Below are 18,951 nucleotides of genomic sequence, written 5' to 3' on the forward strand. Positions count from 1 at the left end.
GCGGGGGCGGGGGGCGCGCTGCCGACTGCGGGTACGCCGTGGTTGCTCGCGCAGTTCCCCGCGCCCCTGAAGGCGCACTCCGTGCGCCCCTGGGCGCGGCGCAGCCGCATGCCTCAGGGGCGCGGGGAACTGCGCGACCAGCCCCCACCGGCGGTCACACGGCCACGAAACCCTTCCGCCCTCCCCCGAATCCGCCTGCCGCACACTTCACGGAGACAAAGACATGACCGCAAGCACCACCATCCGCTGGGAGCAGGACGACACCGGCGTCGTCACGCTCGTCCTCGACGACCCCAACCAGTCCGCGAACACCATGAACCAGGCGTTCAAGGACTCCATCGCGGCGATCGCCGACCGCGCCGAGGCCGCCGTCCAGGCCGACAAGGACGCGATCCGCGGGTTCATCTACACCTCCGCCAAGAAGACCTTCTTCGCGGGCGGCGACCTCAAGGACATGATCAAGGTGGGACCGGAGAACGCCCGGCAGGCGTTCGAGACGGGCACCGCGATCAAGAACTCGCTGCGCCGCATCGAGACCCTCGGCAAGCCCGTGGTCGCCGCCATCAACGGCGCGGCGCTCGGCGGCGGTTACGAGATCGCCCTCGCGTCGCACCACCGCGTCGCCCTGGACGTGTCCGGTTCCAAGATCGGCCTGCCCGAGGTCACCCTCGGCCTGCTCCCGGCCGGTGGCGGCGTCACCCGCACCGTACGCCTCATGGGCATCACGGACGCGCTCCTGAAGGTGCTCCTCCAGGGCACCCAGTACAACCCCGAGCGCGCCCTGGAGAACGGCCTCGTCCATGAACTGGCCGCCACCCCGGAGGAGATGATCGAGAAGGCCCGCGCCTTCATCGACGCCAACCCCGAGTCGCAGCAGCCCTGGGACAGGCCGGGCTACCGCATCCCGGGCGGCACCCCCGCCCACCCGAAGTTCGCGGCGAACCTCCCGGCCTTCCCCGCCAACCTCAAGAAGCAGACGGCGGGCGCCAACTACCCCGCACCGCGGAACATCCTCGCGGCGGCCGTCGAGGGCTCCCAGGTCGACTTCGAAACGGCGCTGACCATCGAGGCCCGGTACTTCACCGAGCTGGTCACCGGCCAGGTCGCCAAGAACATGATCCAGGCCTTCTTCTTCGACCTCCAGGCCGTCAACTCCGGCGCCAACCGCCCCAAGGGCATCGAGCCGCGCCAGGTCCGCAAGGTCGCCGTGCTCGGCGCCGGGATGATGGGCGCCGGCATCGCGTACTCGTGTGCCCGCGCGGGCATGGAGGTCGTCCTGAAGGACGTCTCGGCGGAGGCGGCGCTGAAGGGCAAGGGCTACTCCGAGAAGCTCTGCGCCAAGGCCGTCCAGCGGGGACGCACCACGCAGGAGAAGGCCGACGCGCTGCTCGCCCGCATCACGCCGACCGCGGACCCGCAGGCCCTCGCGGGCTGTGACGCCGTGATCGAGGCGGTTTTCGAGGACACCTCGCTCAAGCACAAGGTGTTCCAGGAGATCCAGGACGTCGTCGAGCCGGACGCGCTGCTCTGCTCCAACACCTCGACCCTGCCGATCACCGGCCTGGCCGAGGGCGTCACGCGCCCGGGCGACTTCATCGGCCTGCACTTCTTCTCGCCCGTCGACAAGATGCCGCTGGTCGAGATCATCAAGGGCGAGCGGACGGGCGACGAGGCGCTGGCCCGCGCCTTCGACCTGGTGCGCCAGATCAACAAGACGCCGATCGTCGTCAACGACTCGCGCGGCTTCTTCACCTCGCGCGTCATCGGGCACTTCATCAATGAGGGCGTCGCGATGGTCGGCGAGGGCATCGAGCCCGCCTCCGTCGAGCAGGCGGCGGCCCAGGCGGGCTACCCCGCCAAGGTGCTCTCCCTCATGGACGAGCTGACGCTCACCCTGCCCCGCAAGATCCGCAACGAGACGAAGCGCGCCGTCGAGGAGGCGGGCGGCACCTGGCCCGGCCACCCCTCGGACGCCGTCATCGACCGCATGGTCGACGAGTTCGAGCGCCCCGGCAGGAGCGGGGGAGCGGGCTTCTACGACTACGTGGACGGCAAGCGGGCCAAGCTGTGGCCGGGGCTGCGCGAGCACTTCACCAAGCCGGGGCACGAGATCCCGTTCGTGGACATGCAGGAGAGGATGCTCTTCTCCGAAGCGCTCGACACCGTACGCCTGGTGGAGGAGGGCGTCCTGACGTCGGTCGCCGACGCCAACATCGGCTCCATCCTCGGCATCGGCTTCCCGGGCTGGACGGGCGGCGTGCTGCAGTACATCAACGGCTACGAGGGCGGGCTGCCCGGCTTCGTGGCACGCGCGCGTGAGCTGAGCGAGCGCTACGGAGAGCGGTTCGACCCGCCCGCGCTGCTGCTCGAAAAGGCGGCGAACGGGGAGACGTTCAGCGACGGCTGACCCTGCCGGTGCCTGCGGGCCGGTGCCTGCGGTTCCGCCTGGTCAGGGGCGGAACCGGAGGCATCGCTGCCGCGTCGTATCTTGCCGAAGAGCATGATCACGACAACTGAAGGGTGACCGCTGTGCGGATCCGGTGGATCCGGCCGGTCCGGTGGATACGACAGGTCCGGCGGATACGGCAGGTCGGGAGGCAAGGGCACCGGCACCGGCACCGGATCGCTGAGCGGCGCCCGGCAGGCCGAGGCGATCCTGCCGCCCCTCGACACGATGCCCACCACTCTGCGCCACGTCACCACCGAACTGCGCAGCCGCGCCAAGGCGCCCTCCGTGTGCAAGGACCCCGGCGGCAGGTGCAAGGGCGCCGTGGCCAACGGCCGGGTGGGCTACCTCAGCAACGACAAGGCCGAGGGCGCGCGTTACGACGTGATCGTGTACCGAAACACGTGTGCCGCCGAGCGCACCTTCACCGCCTGGAAGAGCTACGCGGACAGCAACAAGCACGCGGTCACGGTCCTCGACGGGCCGCGGCAGGGCAACGCGAGCATCACCTACGCGTACAAGAGCCCCGTGAAGAAGAACACCCTGACGCTCGTGGTCCGGCGGGACCAGTACATCGGCACGCTCGACCTCCGGGACACCTCGGGGGCGGCGGCCGGCCGGACCGACCTGGCAGCTCTCTCCGAGGTCTACGCCGAGCGGCTGTCGCAAGCCGCGCGGGGCGGGACGCCGAGCGCGACAGCGGCCGACGTCAAGGTGTGACCGAGGGCCCGTGGGGGGCGGCTCAGCTCTCCTTGAGCCACTCCCGCAGCTCCTCCTTGAGCGAGCGCTGGAACGCGGTCACCAGCGCCTGGACCACCAGCGGCTGCATATGGGCCGAGAGCGAGCGCATCGCCGCTACGTGCTCGGGGTCCGACTCGCCCGCGCGGTAGGGCCCCCAGACCTCGTCTCGGAAGAGCCGGGACAGCTCGTGGGCGGCCGAACGCGTGTGCTCCATCAGGACCGTGCGCGCCGCGAGGATCGTCTCGTGCGCGATGGGCACGTCGAGGAGTTGCACGCCCAGGCGCAGCAGCCCCGGATCCACGCGGTACGTCCCCGCCGCCCGGGTCCTGGCGATCACCCCCATCGCCGCGAGCCGGTCCAGCTCCGCCTCGCCGAGCGGGCGGCCCGACCGGCGCTCCAGCTCGGCGAGGGGCACGTCCTCCGCAGAGTCCGGTGCCCACGAGGCCACCACGGCGCGGTGGATGGCCAGATCGTGGGCGCTCAGGTCCGCGGGCAACTGCTCCAGGTACCGCTCGATCGCGGCGAGCGTCATGCCCTGGTGCTGCAACTCCTCGATGAGCGCGAGCCGGGACAGGTGGTCCGGGCCGTAGTGGCCGACGCGGCGCGCGCCGATCACCGGCGGCGGCAGCAGCCCCTTGGTGCTGTAGAAGCGGATCGTGCGGACCGTGACGCCTGCGCGTGCGGCCAGTTCGTCGACCGTGAGCGTCGGCTCCTCGGTGTCCGTCGCCATGACGGCGCCCTCCCTCCCCGGCCGGCTCTCCGGATGTCTCCCCGTCTGCGCAGCGGTCCGGTGCCTGTCCGGGCGTGCATCAATCCGGTGCAACAGTATTGCTGGCACACCAGTGTTGTGAAACCCTCCGGGCCAGTCACCTGCTCTCCCACAGCTCGTCAACCGCTCGGCCCTCGCTCCTCACGCACCCGTCCGCTCACGCACAGCCGATGGCGCCAGGAGGCGGTCATGACCACGATCCTGCGGCTTCCCGGGGACCCCGCCGACATCACGCTCCCCGCCCTGCTGCTCCGCAATGCCGAGGACCACGGGGATCTTCCCGCGCTCTCCTGGCGCGCGGGCGGGGAGTGGTCGACGCTCACCTGGCGCGAGGCGCGCCGCAAGGTGGCCGTCCTGGCCGCCGGTTACGCGGCGCTCGGCGTCGAGCGGGGCGAGCACGTCCTGATGATGATGGGCAACCGCCCCGAGCACTGGCTGAGCGACCTCGCCCTGGTGCACCTCGGTGCCGTGCCCGTCACCGTGTACGGCACCGCGGCCCCCGAACAGGTCGCGCACATCGTCCGGCACAGCCGGGCCCGCTTCGCGATCGTCGAGGGCGCCCGCGAACTGCCGCGCTGGGAGCCGCTGTTGACGGACGACACCGCGCCGCTGGAGCGCCTCGTCGTGGTGGAGGGGGCGGCAGCGGGCACCCACCGCACCTACGGTTCCCTGCACGCCACCGGCGGCCGCCTGCACAACCCCGACGCCTTCGAGAAGTCCTGGCGCGAGAGCCGCCCGACCGACCCGCTCACCGTCGTCTACACCTCGGGCACCACGGGCGACCCCAAGGGCGTCCGCCTCACCCACCGCAACGTGCTCCTGGGCGGCATCGCCCTGGACGGCGTCGTCGAGTTCCCCGAACACGTCGGACACATCTGCTACCTGCCCTTCGCGCACATAGCGGAGCGGCTGCTCGGCATCTATCTGCCGGTGCTGCGCGCCGCCCACGTCTATCTGTGCGCTGACCCCGCCCAGGTGGCCGCCACTGCACGCGAGCTGCACCCCGTGCAGTTCTTCGGCGTCCCGCGCGTGTGGGAGAAGCTCGCGGCCTCCGTACGGGCCGCGATCGCCGGGCTGCCGGAGGAGCGCCGCCGCGCCATCGAGGCCGCCAACGACACGGCACGCGCGCACGTCGCCTGCCGGGAACGGGGAGAGGAGCCCTCGGCGGCGCTGCGGGCCGCGTACGAGCGGGCCAAGCGGGACGTACTCGATCCGCTGCTCGCCCTGGCCGGATTCGACCGGCTCGTGTGGACGGCGAGCGCCTCCGCGCCGATGCCCCTCGACGTATCCAGGTTCTGGGCCGGCTTCGGTCTGGTGATCATGGACGCGTGGGGGCTCACCGAGACCTCCGGGGTGGTCACGACCAACGGCCCCGACGGGTTCCGGCTCGGGTCGGTGGGCCGCCCCCTCGAAGGCCTCGACGTCCGCATCGCCGACGACGGCGAGATCCTGGTGCGCGGCGCGACGGTCTTCGACGGCTATCTGCGGCCCGACGGCGGAGTCGACGGCGCCTGCGACGCGGACGGCTGGTTCGCCACCGGCGACATCGGACGGCTCGACGAGGACGGCTACCTCTGGCTCACCGACCGCAAGAAGGAAATGATCGTGACCTCGACGGGCAAGAACGTCTCGCCCGCCCTCGTCGAGAACACCGTCAAGGAGCACCCGCTGATAGGGCAGGCCCTCGTCCACGGGGACGGCCGCTCCTATCTCGTGGCCCTGCTCGTCCTCGACCGGGAGATGGCGCCCGCCTGGGCCGCCGCGCACGGGATAGCGGGAGATCCGGCCACGCACGAGGCCGTGCGGGCGGAGGTGGCGCGCGCGGTCGAGGCCGCCAACGCGCGCCTGAACCGCACCGAACAGATCAAGCGCTACCGCCTGCTCACGGAGGAATGGGGCCCGGAGACCGGCGAGCTCACCCCGTCCCTGAAGCTCCGCCGCCGAGTGATCCGCGACAGGTACTGGCAGGTCATCGAGGCTTTGTACACCCCTTGATCACCATGTGAGAAGTTCCGCTATGTGACGTGCGACACCGCGTGGGGCGCGGTGGGTGGGGGAAGGTGTCCCGTCGGTCCGCGCGCGTCAGGGGTGCGCGGACCGGAGCACATCCGGACCCCGGAGCTCTTCCGGGCACCAGAGAGTAGATCCACCACGTGAGCAAGGAAGCAGTGGATTCGGCCACCCTGGAGGCGTCCCGCACGGACGCTCCCCAGGCCCCCGCGGACGCGGGCGACGCCGGATACAGCAAGGACCTCAAGGCCCGTCACGTCAACATGATCGCGATCGGTGGCGCGATCGGCACCGGCCTCTTCCTGGGGGCGGGCGGCCGCCTCCACACGGCGGGCCCCGCGCTCGCCCTCGCGTACCTCGTGTGCGGCATCTTCGCGTTCTTCGTCGTCAGGGCGCTCGGCGAGATGGTCCTCTACCGGCCGTCGTCCGGTTCGTTCGTCTCGTACGCGCGTGAGTTCCTCGGCGAGAAGGGCGCGTTCTTCGCCGGTTGGATGTACTTCCTGAACTGGTCGACCACCTGTATCGCCGACATCACGGCGATCGCGCTCTACACGCATTACTGGAGCTTCTTCACCGACATACCCCAGTGGGTGCTCGCGCTGATCGCCCTCGCGATCGTGCTCTCGGTGAACCTCGTCTCGGTGAAGTACTTCGGCGAGATGGAGTTCTGGTTCTCGATCATCAAGGTGGCCGCGCTGAGCGCCTTCATGATCATCGGCATCTGGCTGCTTGCCAGCCAGCACAAGGTAGGCGGTGAGACGCCGGGCCTCAACATGATCACCGACCACGGCGGCCTCATGCCGAACGGCCTGATGCCGGTCGTGATCGTGATGCAGGGCGTCGTCTTCGCGTACGCCTCGCTCGAACTGGTCGGCGTCGCGGCGGGCGAGACCGCCGAGCCGCACAAGATCGTCCCGCGCGCGGTGAACTCGATCATGTGGCGCGTCGGCATCTTCTACGTCGGCTCCGTGATCCTGCTCGCGCTGCTGCTCCCGGGCGTGATGTACACGGCCGACCAGAGCCCGTTCGTGACGGTCCTGTCCAAGATCGGCGTCCCGGCCGCCGGCGACGTGATGAACTTCGTGGTCCTCACCGCGGCGATGTCCTCGCTGAACTCCGGTCTGTACTCCACGGGCCGCATCCTGCGCTCGATGGCGATGTCGGGCTCCGCCCCGCGGTTCACGGCCAAGATGAACCGCAACCAGGTGCCCTACGGCGGCATCCTGCTGACCGCGTCTCTCGGCGTCGTCGGCGTCGGCCTCAACAAGGTGGTCCCTGGCAAGGCCTTCGAGATCGTCCTGAACGTGGCCTCGCTCGGCATCATCGGCACCTGGATCACGATCATGGTCTGCCACCTCGCCTTCGTGCGCAGCGCGAAGCGCGGCGAGATCACCCGGCCGAAGTTCCAGCTCCCCTTCAGCGGTGTCACCGAGTACGTGACGATCGCGTTCCTGCTCGCCGTCCTCTGCCTGATGTGGAAGGACGCCGAGGTCGGCCGCAAGACGCTGTTCCTGATCCCGGTCGTGGGTCTGGCCCTGGTCGCGGGCTGGTTCGGCGTCCGGCGCCGGGTGGGCCGCGAGGCGCAGAGCCTCTCGGGGCGGAAGAGCCAGTAGCCCGGTAGCGGGCGGGCGTCAGGCCTGAGCGCGCGACTGATCCGTACAACTGCTGAGCAGGTGTGCGTTGTTGCGCACGGATGAGCGGGTAGAGCACCGGCATGCAGCTCATCCCCATGGAACTCGGGCCGACCGGTCCGAAGGCCCAGGAACTGGCGCTCGCCGCCGTTCTGTGCGGCGCTCTCTGTCTCCTCGCCGGACGCCTCTTGCCCCGCTTCGGCCGCGCCCTCGAAGAGCGGGCGCTGATCCTCGCGGGCGCCGGGGACGAGGTGCGGGCCCAGGGAAGGCCGCACGGCCAGGCGCTCAGCCAGGCACACAGCCAGGCACACCGCGAGGCGGCGCCCGAGCGCGGGCCGGTCGGGGAGACCGCCGGGGAGACCGCCGACGGGGAGAGCGACGCGGCGCTCGCCACCGGGCAGGCCAGGGTGGAGGCGGAACGCGCCGCGGCGGAGGCGGAACTGCGCGGCCAGGTCTCCGAGTGGGCGTCCGAGCTGGCGAGCCGCATCGCGTCCGAACCGCTCACCGCGCCGCCGTCCGCGCCGGACTTCGGGCCGTGCGGTGAACTGGACCACCGGCCCGGCGCGCCCGACGTCGGCCCGGCGGGTTCCGGCCGCTAGATGTATGTATTCGCGCCCTCGTCCGCCGTGGCCCCTGGCGGCACCCTTCTTGCCCCCGGACACTCGGTGGCATGGACGTCATGGTCTCGGTCAAGGACGGCGAACTGTGGGCGCACGACTCGGGTGACCCGGGCGGCGCGGGCGGCCGGGCAGGTGAGGACCCCCCTCTGATCCTGCTGCACCCCGGCGTGGCCGACTCCCGCGTGTGGGACGGCATTCTGCCCCGCCTCACGGAACGGCACCGAGTGATCCACTACGACACACGGGGGTACGGCAGGTCCCCGGCTCCGACCGCCCCGTTCTCCCTGGTCGAGGACCTGATCGCCGTCCTCGACCACTTCGGGGTTGCCCGCGCGGTCCTCGTCGGGTCGAGCATGGGCGGCGCGACGGCCATCGGCCTCGCGCTCCGCGACCCCGCTCGGGTGGCGAGCCTCGCCCTGCTGGTGCCGGGCGTCACCGGCGCCGACGAACTGACCTCCCCGGAGTTCATGGCGGAGGTGGGCAGGCTCGCCGAGGCGGGTGACATCGACGGCATCGTGGCCCTGATGCGGCGCACCGCGGGCGCCGCGGGCACCGGGGACGACCAGGAGGTCGAGGCGTTCCTGCGGGCGGTGATCCCGGCGTGGTTCGCCAACGTCCCGCACCACGTGCCGGACCCGCCCGACTACGACCGGCTCGGCGAGCTCGACGTGCCCTGCGTCCTGGCCGTCGGGGAGCGGGACAGGCCCGATGTGATCCGCGTGAACGAGGCGATGGCGCGACGCATCCCGGGCTGCCGCCTGGTGCGGCTCGCACACAGCGACCACTTCCCGACGGTGCGCGAACCGGACGCGGTCGTCGACGTCATCCTGGACGCGTACGCCGAAGCTCGCTGACGGGGGCGCCGCGCACGGCCGCATACTGGACGACGCACGAACCAGGCACGGCCGAGGAGCACGTCGCATGAACCCCGCCGACGCACGCGACACACGCGACACACGCAACGCATCCGACATATCCCACGACCGCGGCGCCCGCCGCGACCAGGACCCTGCCCCGCCACCCCCCGGCGGCATCCTGTGGAGCATCGCCGGAGACATCCGCATGGTCCTGATGCTGCCGCCCGCGCTCACCCTGCAGGTGGCGCACCCGGCGGTCGGTGCGGGCGTCGACGATCACTCGGTGTTCCGGACCGACCCGTGGGGGCGGGGCGAGCGCTCGGTGCGCTCGCTCCTGCTCTGGGTGTACGGCGGGGACGAGGCCGCCGCCGAAGGCCGCAGGCTGCGCGCGCTGCACCGCACCATCCTGGGCACGGACGCCCACGGCCGCCGCTACCACGCGCTGACGCCCGCGTACTACGCCTGGGTGCACGCCACCGGCTTCCCCGTCTACCAGCACGCGCAGAAGTACCTGGGCCGCCGCTTCACCGCGGCGCAGGAACGGCAGTTGTACGCGGAGTGGCTCCAGGTCGGGCGGATCCTCGGCATACACGACCGGGACATGCCGCAGACGCTGGAGGAGTTCTGGCCCTACTACCGCAAGGTGCTCGCCGAAGAGATCGAGCTCACGGCGGTGGCCGCGGAGCTGACGGCCGCCGACGCCGCCGTCCCGCCGCCGGACCGGGGCCCGCGCCTCCTGCGGATCGTGCTCCGCGCCCTGTGGCCGCTGCTGCTGCCTCCGCTGGCCCGCTTCCGCCACTTCGTCACCGTCGGCCTGCTGCCGCCGGACGCCCGCGCGGCGATCGGCCTGCCGTGGACGGCCGAACAGGAGCGCAGGCTGCGCAGGCTCGGCAAGGCGGTCCGCACGGTGGTGCCGCTCCTGCCGGAGCGGCTGCGCTATCTGCCGGAGCCCCGAAAGGCGCGGGCGCGGTACCGAGCCGCCGGGCGGTGACCCCGGACGGCGGCTCGGCACCGCCGGTCGTCAGTGACCGTGACCGTGCTCGTGCTCGTGCACGCCGTTCGTCGCCGCGATCTGCTTCCACGATTTCGGCTTGGCCGGGGCCGCGGCGGACCGGGCGATCCCGGCGTCCCGCACGGCGGGAGCCGCCGGGCGCGACGGCTGGTAGAGCCACGTGTCGAACAGCTCCGCCAGCGGCTTGCCCGAGACCTTCTCCGCGAACTTCACGAAGTCGTTCACCTTGGCGTTGCCGTACGCGTGCTCCTGCGGCCACCTTTTGAGGATCGCGAAGAACGTCTTGTCCCCGACCTCGTTGCGCAGCGCCTGCAGGGCGACCGCGCCCCGGTCGTAGACCGCGCCGTGGAACTGGTTGTCCGGGCCCGGGTCACCCGGCTTGACCTGCCAGAACGGGTCGTCGGCGGGGTGCTGGGCGTACACGTAGTCCGCCAGCTCCTGCGCGGTGCCCTCGCCTTCCTTCTCCGACCACAGCCACTGGCTGTAGCGGGCGAAGCCCTCGTTGACCCAGATGTCCTTCCAGCCGTCCACGGACACGCTGTCGCCGTACCACTGGTGGGCCAGCTCGTGGACGACGATCGACGCGTTGGCGCCGTTCGCGAACGCGGCGGGGCTGTAGAAGGGCCGCGTCTGGGTCTCCAGGGCGTAGCTGCTCTTCACGTTCGGCACGTACCCGCCGAGCGCGTTGAACGGGTACTTCCCGTAGACCGTCTCCAGCCATTCGGCGACCTCGGTGGTCCGCTCGATGCTGGCCCGCGCCGCGCCCGCGTTGTCGCCGAGGTCCTTGCTGTAGGCGTTGAGGACCGGCAGCCCGCTCTCGGTCTTGTCGGTCGTGATGTCGAACTTGCCGATGGCGAGCGTGGCGAGATAGCTCGCCTGCGGCTTGTTGGACCGCCAGTTGTAGCGGGTCCAGCCCAGCTTCGAACTCTGCGACTGCAGCACGCCGTTGGAGATGGCCTGGCTGCCGTCGGGCACGGAGACGGACACGTCGTACGTCGCCTTGTCCAGCGGGTGGTCGTTGGAGGGGAACCACCACACGGCGGCCTCCGGCTCCTGGGCCGCGACACCGCCGTCCGGCGTCCGGTGCCAGGCGTTGTAGCCGTTTATCTTCAGCTCGGACGGCTTGCCCGCGTACCGCACGACGACGGTGACCGCCGCGCCCTTGGGCAGTCCGGCGGGCGGCGTGATCTCCAGCTCCTGGTCGCCGGTCTTCTGGAACTTCGCCTTCTTGCCGTTGACCCGCACCTCGGAGACCTTGAGGCCGAAGTCGAGGTTGAAGCGCGAAAGGTCCTGCGTGGTGCGGGCGTTGATCGTCGCCGTGCCTTCGAGCAGGTCGGTCTTGGGCTGGTACTTCAGCCGCAGGTCATAATGCGAGACGTCGTATCCGCCGTTGCCGCTGGCCGGGTAATAGGGGTCGCCGATGCCCGGGGCCCCGGGGGTGAAGTCCGCGGCCGATGCCGGGATCGCCAGCAGCAGAGAGGCCGCGAGTGCGCCCGGGGCGATGAGTCTGCGGTGCACGTCAAGCTCCAAGTCGTAGGGGCTGAAGATCTGTTCGTCTTGCTCGACGAGCCTATTCAGCCCCTACTGCCCACGTCATGTCCATGGCCCCATACGTCATACGACCGCCATACGGCCGACATGTGCCTCAATGTCCCATGCACCTGACGTGACAAGGGGCGGCCCTCTGTCGCACGGCAGTTCACCGGTGTACCTTCCGCGCCATGCCGATACGTGCGCGACGCACCCGCCTTCTGTGGAGAACGCTCCTCGCGGCCGCCCTGGCCGCTCTGATCGCCACCCTCATGTCCCCGGGCGCAGCGCAGGGGGCCGCACCGGCCCCGCGCACGCCCGGCCAGGCCCCTCGCACCCAGGGCGAGAGCAGACCCGTGTACTCGTACGAGGACGCGATACGCGAGTCCGTCTGGGTCGACATCGGAATCGACGGCGACGCGGACGGCAGGACCGACCGCGTCGCCGTCGACATCGTCAGACCCCGTGAACTCGACCGCACGGGCCGCCGCATACCCGTGATCATGGACGCCAGCCCGTACTACGCGTGCTGCGGGCGGGGCAACGAGAGCCAGAAGAAGACGTACGACGCGGACGGGAATCCCGTCCGATTCCCCCTGTACTACGACAACTACTTCGTGCCCCGCGGCTACGGCTACGTCGCCGTGGACCTCGCGGGCACCAACCGCTCCGACGGATGCGTCGACGTCGGCGGCCGCTCCGACGTCCAGTCCGCCAAGGCCGTCGTCGACTGGCTGAACGGCCGCGCGCGCGGCTACACCAGCCGTGCGGGCAACGACCGTACGAAGGCGTCGTGGACCAACGGCGCCACCGGAATGATCGGCAAGAGCTACGACGGAACAGTCGCCAACGGCGTGGCTGCCACCGGCGTCAAGGGTCTGAAGACCATCGTGCCGATCGGCGCGATCTCCTCCTGGTACGACTACTACTTCGCCCAGGGCGCGCCCCTCTACGGCAGCGGCCCCGACGGCCTTTCGAACGGCGTGGAGAGCCCCGAGGCCCGCGCCCGCTGCGGCGCCGTGCAGCAGCGCCTGATCGACGGGGCGCCGCGCTCCGGCGACTGGACCGGCCTGTGGAGCGAACGGAACCACGTGCCGGACGCAGCCAAGGTGCGCGCCAGCGTCTTCGCCGTGCACGGCATGCAGGACCTCAACGTCCGCTCCAAGCACTTCGGGCAGTGGTGGGACGCCCTCGCCGAGCACGGCGTCGACCGCAAGGTGTGGCTCAGCCAGGCCGGTCACGTCGACCCGTTCGACCTGCGCCGCGGCGACTGGGTGCGCACGCTGCACCGCTGGTTCGACCACGAACTCCTCGGCTACGACAACGGCATCGACCGCGAGCCGATGGCCGACATCGAGCGCGCCCCGGACCGCTGGACCACCGACCGGGTCTGGCCCCCGCGCGCCGCGCGGCCCGTCGCACTCCACCCCGCCAAGGGCACCGCACCCGGCGTCGGCACCCTCGGCACGCGCCCCGGCAAGGGCACCGAGGCCTTCACCGACGACCGGCGGCTCGGCGAGACGGACTGGGCCGCTCACATCGACACGTCCACCCCCGCCAAGGCGGGCTTCGTCAGCAAGCCCCTCGGGCGCGACCTGCGCCTGTCCGGCTCCTCCACGGTGACCGTCACCGCGACTCCGAACACCCGCACCGCCCACCTCTCCGCGGTCCTCGTCGACGTCGGCCCCGAGACCATCCGCGACTACTCCGCGCCGGGCGAGGGCATCACCACCCTTCCCGAGCGGACCTGCTGGGGCGCGAGCACCACGGGCGACAGCGCCTGCTTCAAGGAGACCCGAGCCAGGACCGCCGCCGTCGACTACACGGTCTTCAGCCGCGGCTGGGCCGACCTCGGCAACTGGGCGGACGCCGGACACGGCCGCCCGCTCACCCCGGGCAAGGCGCACACCATCACCCTCGACCTCGCCGCGAGCGACCACGTGGTGCCCAAGGGCCACCGTCTCGCGCTGATCGTCGCCGGCACCGACAAGAACCTCATCGAGCCGCCCGCCGACACCCCGACGCTCACCCTCGACCTGGCCCGCACCTCGGCGAAGCTGCCGCTGGTCGGCGGTGCGGGCGCCTTCACCACCACCGCACCCGTGACGCCGCGCGAGTCCCGCCTCGACGGCGTGGCCCCGCCGCGTCCGGCCAACCCCCGCCCGGGAGGCAGCACTTCATGAGACCCCGCATCCGCACCCTGGCGCTCGCCTGTGCCGCCACCGCGCTGGCCGCGCCGCTCCTGACGGTGCCCGCGCAGGCGACGCCGACCCCGCCCCGTACCGGATTCGAGGAGACGGACGGGGCGCGCTGGACCAGCCAGGCCGAGGAGCAGGACCTGCTCGCCACCGTGGACAGGGCTGCCCGGAGGGTGTCGGTGAGCCGCATAGGCACCACCGGACAAGGCCGCCCCCTCCAACTGGTCCGCATCGGCGAACGCCCCGCGAAGAACACCGTGTTGCTGATCTGCAGCCAGCACGGCGACGAGCCGTCGGGCCGCGAGGCCTGTCTGTCCACGGTCCGCGACCTGGCGTACGCGAAGGACAAGAAGACCAGGCGCTTCCTCTCCCGCACCACGCTCCTGGTCGTGCCCACCGCCAACCCCGACGGCCGCGCCGCCGACACCCGCGGCAACTCCGACGGCGTGGACATCAACCGCGACCACCTCGCCCTGCGGACCGCCGAGGCCCGCGCGATGGCCGCGGTGATCCGCGACCACAGGCCCGACGTCATCTACGACCTGCACGAGTACGGCGCCACGCCCAAGTACTACGACAAGGACCTGTTCGACCTCTGGCCGCGCAACCTCAACACCGACGAGGCCGTGCACAAGGAGGCGCAGACGCTGTCCAAGGCGTACGTGCGGCCGGCCGCCGAGCACGACGGGCACACCACCGGCACGTACGGCATCTGGACCGACCCCGTCACCGGCGATCCCATCAAGCAGACCGCGGGCGACGGTCAGGAGCGCATCCTGCGCAACATGTCCGGCATCAAGCACGCCGCCGGGCTGCTGATCGAGAGCCGGGTGGACCCGATGACCGAGGCCGAGGAGAAGGACGAGGCGCTGAACAACCGGCGGCGCGTGGCGTCCCAACGCTCCGCGCTCGGCGGCCTGGTCGCGTTCACGGACGAGCGCCGCGGGCAACTGGAGGCGGCCACCGGCGCGGCCCGCGCCGAGGGTTACCGCGACCGGGGTCCGGTCTACGTCGGCGGCGCCGACAACGACCCCGCCGAACCGGCCGAGATCATCCAGGACCCGCCCTGCGGCTACCGCCTGGACGCCGCCCAGTACCGCGACATCAAGGACGAACTGGCCCTGCACGGGGTCACCGTGAAGCGTCTGAAGTCCGGTGCCTACGTCCCGATGCGGCAGTCCGCACGGGGTCTCGTGCCGCTCCTGCTCGACGAGCGCGCGCCGTATCACATGGTCACAGCTCGGCCCGACCTGGCCTGTTGAGGAAGTGAGAGGTGCGTCACATGTGGTAGGGGGTAGCGGAGGACAAAGTCCGGAATCAATCGACCCCTTGAAAGGTGTCACTTGTGACGCAGGATCAGCATAAAGCGGACGGCGGGGGAGGGGCGCACGAGATCATGACGCCCGCCCACGACGGCCGGTCCCCACAGACGGACCGGGTGGTGTTCGGCGTGACCGCCGTGCTCACCCTGGCGTTCGTGGTCTGGGGCGCGGTGTCGACGGACTCGCTCAAGGATGTCTCCACGGACATGCTCGAGGGTCTGATGCACAACGGCGGTTGGTTCTTCATGCTGACCGCCACCGGGTTCGTCGTCTTCGCGCTCTGGCTGGCCGTCAGCCGGTACGGAAAGATCACTCTCGGACGGGAGGGTGAGGATCCGGAGTTCCGCACCGTCTCCTGGGTCGCCATGATGTTCAGCGCCGGTATGGGCATCGGCCTGATGTTCTACGGAGTGAGCGAGCCCCTGGCCCACTTCACCTCGCCGCCGCCGGGCACCGATCCGGCCGACGCGCCCGCGGCGATGGAGACCGCGATGGCCACCACCCTCTTCCACTGGACGCTCCACCCGTGGGCGATCTACGCGGTCGTGGGCCTCGCCATCGCGTACAGCACCTTCCGGCGCAACCGCCGCCAGACCATCAGCGCCGTCTTCGAGCCGATCATCGGCAAGAAGCACGCCCACGGCGCCTGGGGCCGGGTCATCGACATCCTGGCCATCTTCGCCACGCTCTTCGGCTCCGCCGCGTCCCTGGGCCTCGGCGCCCTGCAGATCGGCAGCGGCATCGAGGTGCTCGACTGGATGGAGGACGCGGGCACGGGCCTGCTCGTCGTCATCATCGCCGTGCTGACCCTGGCCTTCGTGGCGTCCGCCATCTCCGGTGTGGAGAAGGGCGTCCAGTGGCTGTCGAACATCAACATGGTGCTCGCCGCGCTGCTCGTGGTGTTCGTCTTCATCGCGGGGCCGACGGTCATCATCCTCGACATGGTCCCGACGTCACTCGGCGCCTACCTCGACGACCTGCCCCAGCTGATCGGCCGCACCGAGGCGTCCAGCGGCAAGGGCGTCGCGGACTGGCTGAGCAGCTGGACGGTCTTCTACTGGGCCTGGTGGATCTCCTGGACGCCCTTCGTCGGCATGTTCATCGCGCGCATCAGTCGCGGCCGTACGATCCGTCAGTTCGTCGGCGGCGTCATCCTGGTGCCCAGCACCGTCAGCCTCATCTGGTTCGCCGTGTTCGGCGGCAGCGCCATGACCGTCGCCGAACGGGGTGGCCTCAAGGGCGAGACGACCCAGGAAGCGCAGCTCTTCGGTCTGCTCCACGAGTATCCGATCGCCACGGCGACCAGCCTCCTGGTGATGATCCTCGTAGGCATCTTCTTCGTCTCGGGTGCCGACGCCGCGTCCATCGTCATGGGCACGCTCTCCCAGAAGGGCGCCCTGGAGCCCGGCCGGTTCGTGGTGATCTTCTGGGGCATCGTGACCGGCGCCGTCGGCGCGGTCATGCTGCTGATCGGCGACGGCTCGGACGACGCGCTCACCGGCCTGCGCAACCTCACCATCCTGGTCGCCGCACCCTTCACCATCGTGATGATCGGCATGTGTGTGGCCCTGATGCGGGACCTACGCCACGACCCGCTGATCGTGCGCGGTGAACACGGCACCGAGGTCCTGGAGAAGGCCGTCATCGCCGGCCACGAGCACCACGACGGTGACTTCGAGCTCCGGATCGGCCCCGCAGGCGACGACAACGGCGAAGGACCGGAACAGGACAACGACCCGGTCACCCCCCGCTGACCGACCGCGTCAGGAGGCGGCGCCCGCCAGCCGCGCCGCCTCCTCGGCGCACCCCCACGCGACCGTGACACCGGCGCCACCGTGCCCGTAGTTGTGCACGACGACGCGGCCCTCCGCGGTCCGCTCCCGCTCCAGCCGCACCCGGTGCCTGGCGGGCCGCAGCCCCACCCGGTGCGCAAGGACCCGCGCCCCCGCGATCTCCGGCCGCACGGCCGCGCACCGCGCGACGATGGCGTCGGCCACGGCGGGATCCGGCTCCCTGGACCAGGCACCGTCCTCGGCGGTCCCGCCGAGCAGCAGCCCGCCCGGCTGCGGAAAGAAGTACGTGGTCGTCCGCGACCCGGCATCGGCGGCCGTGAACCACGTCTCGACCCCCGGGTTCTCCACGACGACGAGCTGCCCCCGCACCGGGTACACCGCCTCGTCCCCCACCAGCTCGCGCGCCCCGAGGCCCGAGCAGTTGACCACCACGGGCGCCTCGGCCAAGGGCTCCGCGAGCCGACCGACCGTCCGCTCCTCCACGACCCCGCCCGCCGCGCGCAGCCGCTCCCGCAGCCAGTCGAGATGGACCGGCATGTCGATGAGCGGCAGCCGGGCCCACAGCCCCTGCCCCGCGTACTCACCGGGCTCCGCCGCCCGCAGACCCGCCACCCGCGCCGCCCAGGGCCCCAGCGCGTCCAGCCGCTTCCCGGCGAGTACGCCCTCGACCATGCGTACGCCGCCGAGCCCGCCGCGAGCCGCCGACTCCTCGTACACGGCGAGGGACCGCAGCGCCCAGTCACCGGCCGCCGCCACCGGCTCGATCCGGTAGGGCCACCACAGGGCGCCCGCGACGGCCGAGGTGGTCCGCTCGGCGGGCTCCTTGCTCCACACCCGCACCCGGCGCCCGAGCTCCGCGCACACGACGGCGGTGGTGAGTCCGACGACCCCACTGCCCACCACGATCACATCGTCATCCCTCATCCCAGGAACGTAGCCGAATGTGCGATGCCGTGCTCACATCACATGTCAGGTGGGGATACTCACAGCATGTCTGCCGAGTACGCGACCTTCGGTCTGGCACCGGCCATGCGCGCCGGTGGGGTTCTCGCCAACGGTGGCTACCAAGTGCACCGCGATTTCGTCGACTTCATCGTGGACGGCCGTCCCCTCCTCTTCCAGCTCTCCGACCTCGACGCGGTGTCGCCGCTGGCCGCCGACATCCCGCCGGCGATCTTCACCGCCCACGTCCGCCGACTGCTCCTCGAAGCGCGGGCGCCGCTGCGCGACGGGCGGTACGTCATCTACGGCTGCCCCGAATGCGAGGGCCTGGAGTGCGGCGCGGTCACGGCGGTGATCGAGAAGAGCCCCGACGGCGCCGACGACTTCGTCTGGCGCGACTTCGCCTGGCAGACGTCCGAACCGGCCGACCTCGTCCGCAACGGCTACCACGGCATAGGGCCGTTCCGCTTCCGCGGCGACGAATACCGTTCCGCACTGGGCCAGTTGCTCACCGACGGCGAGCAGCGAGCCCGCCGCCGGGTCCTGCTCATCGGCCCCCGCGTGGCGCTCCTCGCCAAGCTGGCCGCGGCGCTGCGCACGATCGGCATCGGCGCGGAGATCGCGGCGGACGCGGCGGGCGTCCCACCCGACGAACTCCGCACCTACGGCGCGGTCGCCTTCGGCCGCGCGGTCCCCGACGCCGTCCGCCATTCCGTCCGCGCCTCCTTCGACCGGGCCGACGTCCAGGTCGCCTACGTCGACGGCCTGGCTCCGGTCATCCCGCTCCTCCTCGCCCAGATCGAGTACGCGCTGGACCGCAGCCCGCGTGAACAGCGCCGCCTCACCCGGCTCGCCGCCGGGCCGCACGCGGCGGACCTCGAGGTGACGTCGGCGTGCCGGGTCCGGCTGACGGCCTACCGGGTGGACCGCCTTTCGCGCACCCACGTCCACGAGGTCCTCGACGAGGTACTCGTACCGGGCTTGCACCAGGTCCCGCTCCCGGCCAAGGCCACGAAGGGCCACTCTTACGTAGTGGCGCGAACCTCCACGAACGTGCTGGTCACCCCGGTCCCCACGTAA

General features: G+C 71.1%; 14 protein-coding genes. 11 read left to right on the plus strand and 3 right to left on the minus strand.

All coding sequences use genetic code 11. From position 1 onward, the window contains the following. The first annotated feature begins 223 nt into the window (after positions 1-223). Together ABZ953_RS25030 and ABZ953_RS25035 are read left to right on the plus strand one after the other, a co-directional pair. A complete protein-coding gene (locus ABZ953_RS25030) occupies positions 224-2,407 on the plus strand; it encodes a 3-hydroxyacyl-CoA dehydrogenase NAD-binding domain-containing protein (protein ID WP_361727529.1) in 2,184 nt (727 codons plus the stop codon). Positions 2,408-2,674: 267 nt separating this feature from the next. Next, positions 2,675-3,166, plus strand: a complete 492-nt coding sequence (locus ABZ953_RS25035; protein WP_361727531.1) for a hypothetical protein — start codon at positions 2,675-2,677, stop codon at positions 3,164-3,166. Between the two features lie 22 nt (positions 3,167-3,188). Here ABZ953_RS25035 and ABZ953_RS25040 read toward each other — a convergent pair whose 3' ends face one another. Continuing rightward, positions 3,189-3,917, minus strand: coding sequence for a MerR family transcriptional regulator (locus ABZ953_RS25040; RefSeq protein WP_361727533.1), 729 nt, complete (start codon positions 3,915-3,917; stop codon positions 3,189-3,191). Positions 3,918-4,145: 228 nt separating this feature from the next. Here ABZ953_RS25040 and ABZ953_RS25045 point away from each other — a divergent pair, with 228 nt between their 5' ends. The 5 genes from ABZ953_RS25045 (at position 4,146) to ABZ953_RS25065 (ending at position 10,065) form a co-directional block, all read left to right on the plus strand. Beyond that, positions 4,146-5,951 (plus strand): AMP-dependent synthetase/ligase, encoded by a 1,806-nt coding sequence (locus ABZ953_RS25045; RefSeq protein WP_361727535.1) that lies wholly within the window; start codon positions 4,146-4,148, stop codon positions 5,949-5,951. A 158-nt stretch (positions 5,952-6,109) separates the two neighbouring features. Then, positions 6,110-7,579: an amino acid permease gene (locus ABZ953_RS25050; protein WP_361727537.1), complete on the plus strand. Its 1,470-nt coding sequence runs from the start codon at positions 6,110-6,112 to the stop codon at positions 7,577-7,579. Positions 7,580-7,680: 101 nt separating this feature from the next. Continuing rightward, a complete protein-coding gene (locus ABZ953_RS25055; RefSeq protein WP_361727538.1) occupies positions 7,681-8,196 on the plus strand; it encodes a hypothetical protein in 516 nt (171 codons plus the stop codon). Between the two features lie 71 nt (positions 8,197-8,267). Further along, positions 8,268-9,071 carry an alpha/beta hydrolase gene (locus ABZ953_RS25060; RefSeq protein ID WP_361727540.1) on the plus strand — a complete coding sequence of 268 codons (804 nt, stop codon included), beginning with the start codon at positions 8,268-8,270 and terminating at the stop codon, positions 9,069-9,071. Positions 9,072-9,138: 67 nt separating this feature from the next. After that, a complete protein-coding gene (locus ABZ953_RS25065; protein WP_361727542.1) occupies positions 9,139-10,065 on the plus strand; it encodes an oxygenase MpaB family protein in 927 nt (308 codons plus the stop codon). A gap of 30 nt (positions 10,066-10,095) precedes the next feature. Here ABZ953_RS25065 and ABZ953_RS25070 read toward each other — a convergent pair whose 3' ends face one another. Then, positions 10,096-11,604, minus strand: a complete 1,509-nt coding sequence (locus tag ABZ953_RS25070; protein ID WP_361727543.1) for a M1 family metallopeptidase — start codon at positions 11,602-11,604, stop codon at positions 10,096-10,098. Positions 11,605-11,807: 203 nt separating this feature from the next. Between ABZ953_RS25070 and ABZ953_RS25075 the strand changes: the two genes are divergently transcribed. The 3 genes from ABZ953_RS25075 to ABZ953_RS25085 all read left to right on the plus strand — a co-directional run bounded on the left by ABZ953_RS25075 (position 11,808) and on the right by ABZ953_RS25085 (position 16,890). Next, complete coding sequence (locus ABZ953_RS25075; protein ID WP_361727545.1) at positions 11,808-13,799, plus strand: Xaa-Pro dipeptidyl-peptidase; 1,992 nt, start codon at positions 11,808-11,810, stop codon at positions 13,797-13,799. Then, positions 13,796-15,076 carry a M14 family metallocarboxypeptidase gene (locus ABZ953_RS25080; RefSeq protein WP_361727547.1) on the plus strand — a complete coding sequence of 427 codons (1,281 nt, stop codon included), beginning with the start codon at positions 13,796-13,798 and terminating at the stop codon, positions 15,074-15,076. The genes ABZ953_RS25075 and ABZ953_RS25080 overlap by 4 nt, the downstream gene beginning before the upstream one ends. Positions 15,077-15,210: 134 nt before the next feature. Then, positions 15,211-16,890, plus strand: coding sequence for a BCCT family transporter (locus ABZ953_RS25085; RefSeq protein ID WP_361727755.1), 1,680 nt, complete (start codon positions 15,211-15,213; stop codon positions 16,888-16,890). A gap of 9 nt (positions 16,891-16,899) precedes the next feature. On the opposite strand, the gene ABZ953_RS25090 is transcribed toward ABZ953_RS25085, so the two are convergent. Further along, a complete protein-coding gene (locus ABZ953_RS25090; RefSeq protein WP_361727549.1) occupies positions 16,900-17,853 on the minus strand; it encodes an FAD-dependent oxidoreductase in 954 nt (317 codons plus the stop codon). A gap of 66 nt (positions 17,854-17,919) precedes the next feature. On the opposite strand from ABZ953_RS25090, the gene ABZ953_RS25095 reads away from it, so the two are divergent. Next, complete coding sequence (locus tag ABZ953_RS25095) at positions 17,920-18,951, plus strand: oxidoreductase (protein ID WP_361727551.1); 1,032 nt, start codon at positions 17,920-17,922, stop codon at positions 18,949-18,951.

The organism is Streptomyces sp. NPDC046465 (assembly GCF_040646035.1).
Lineage (GTDB): Bacteria > Actinomycetota > Actinomycetes > Streptomycetales > Streptomycetaceae > Streptomyces.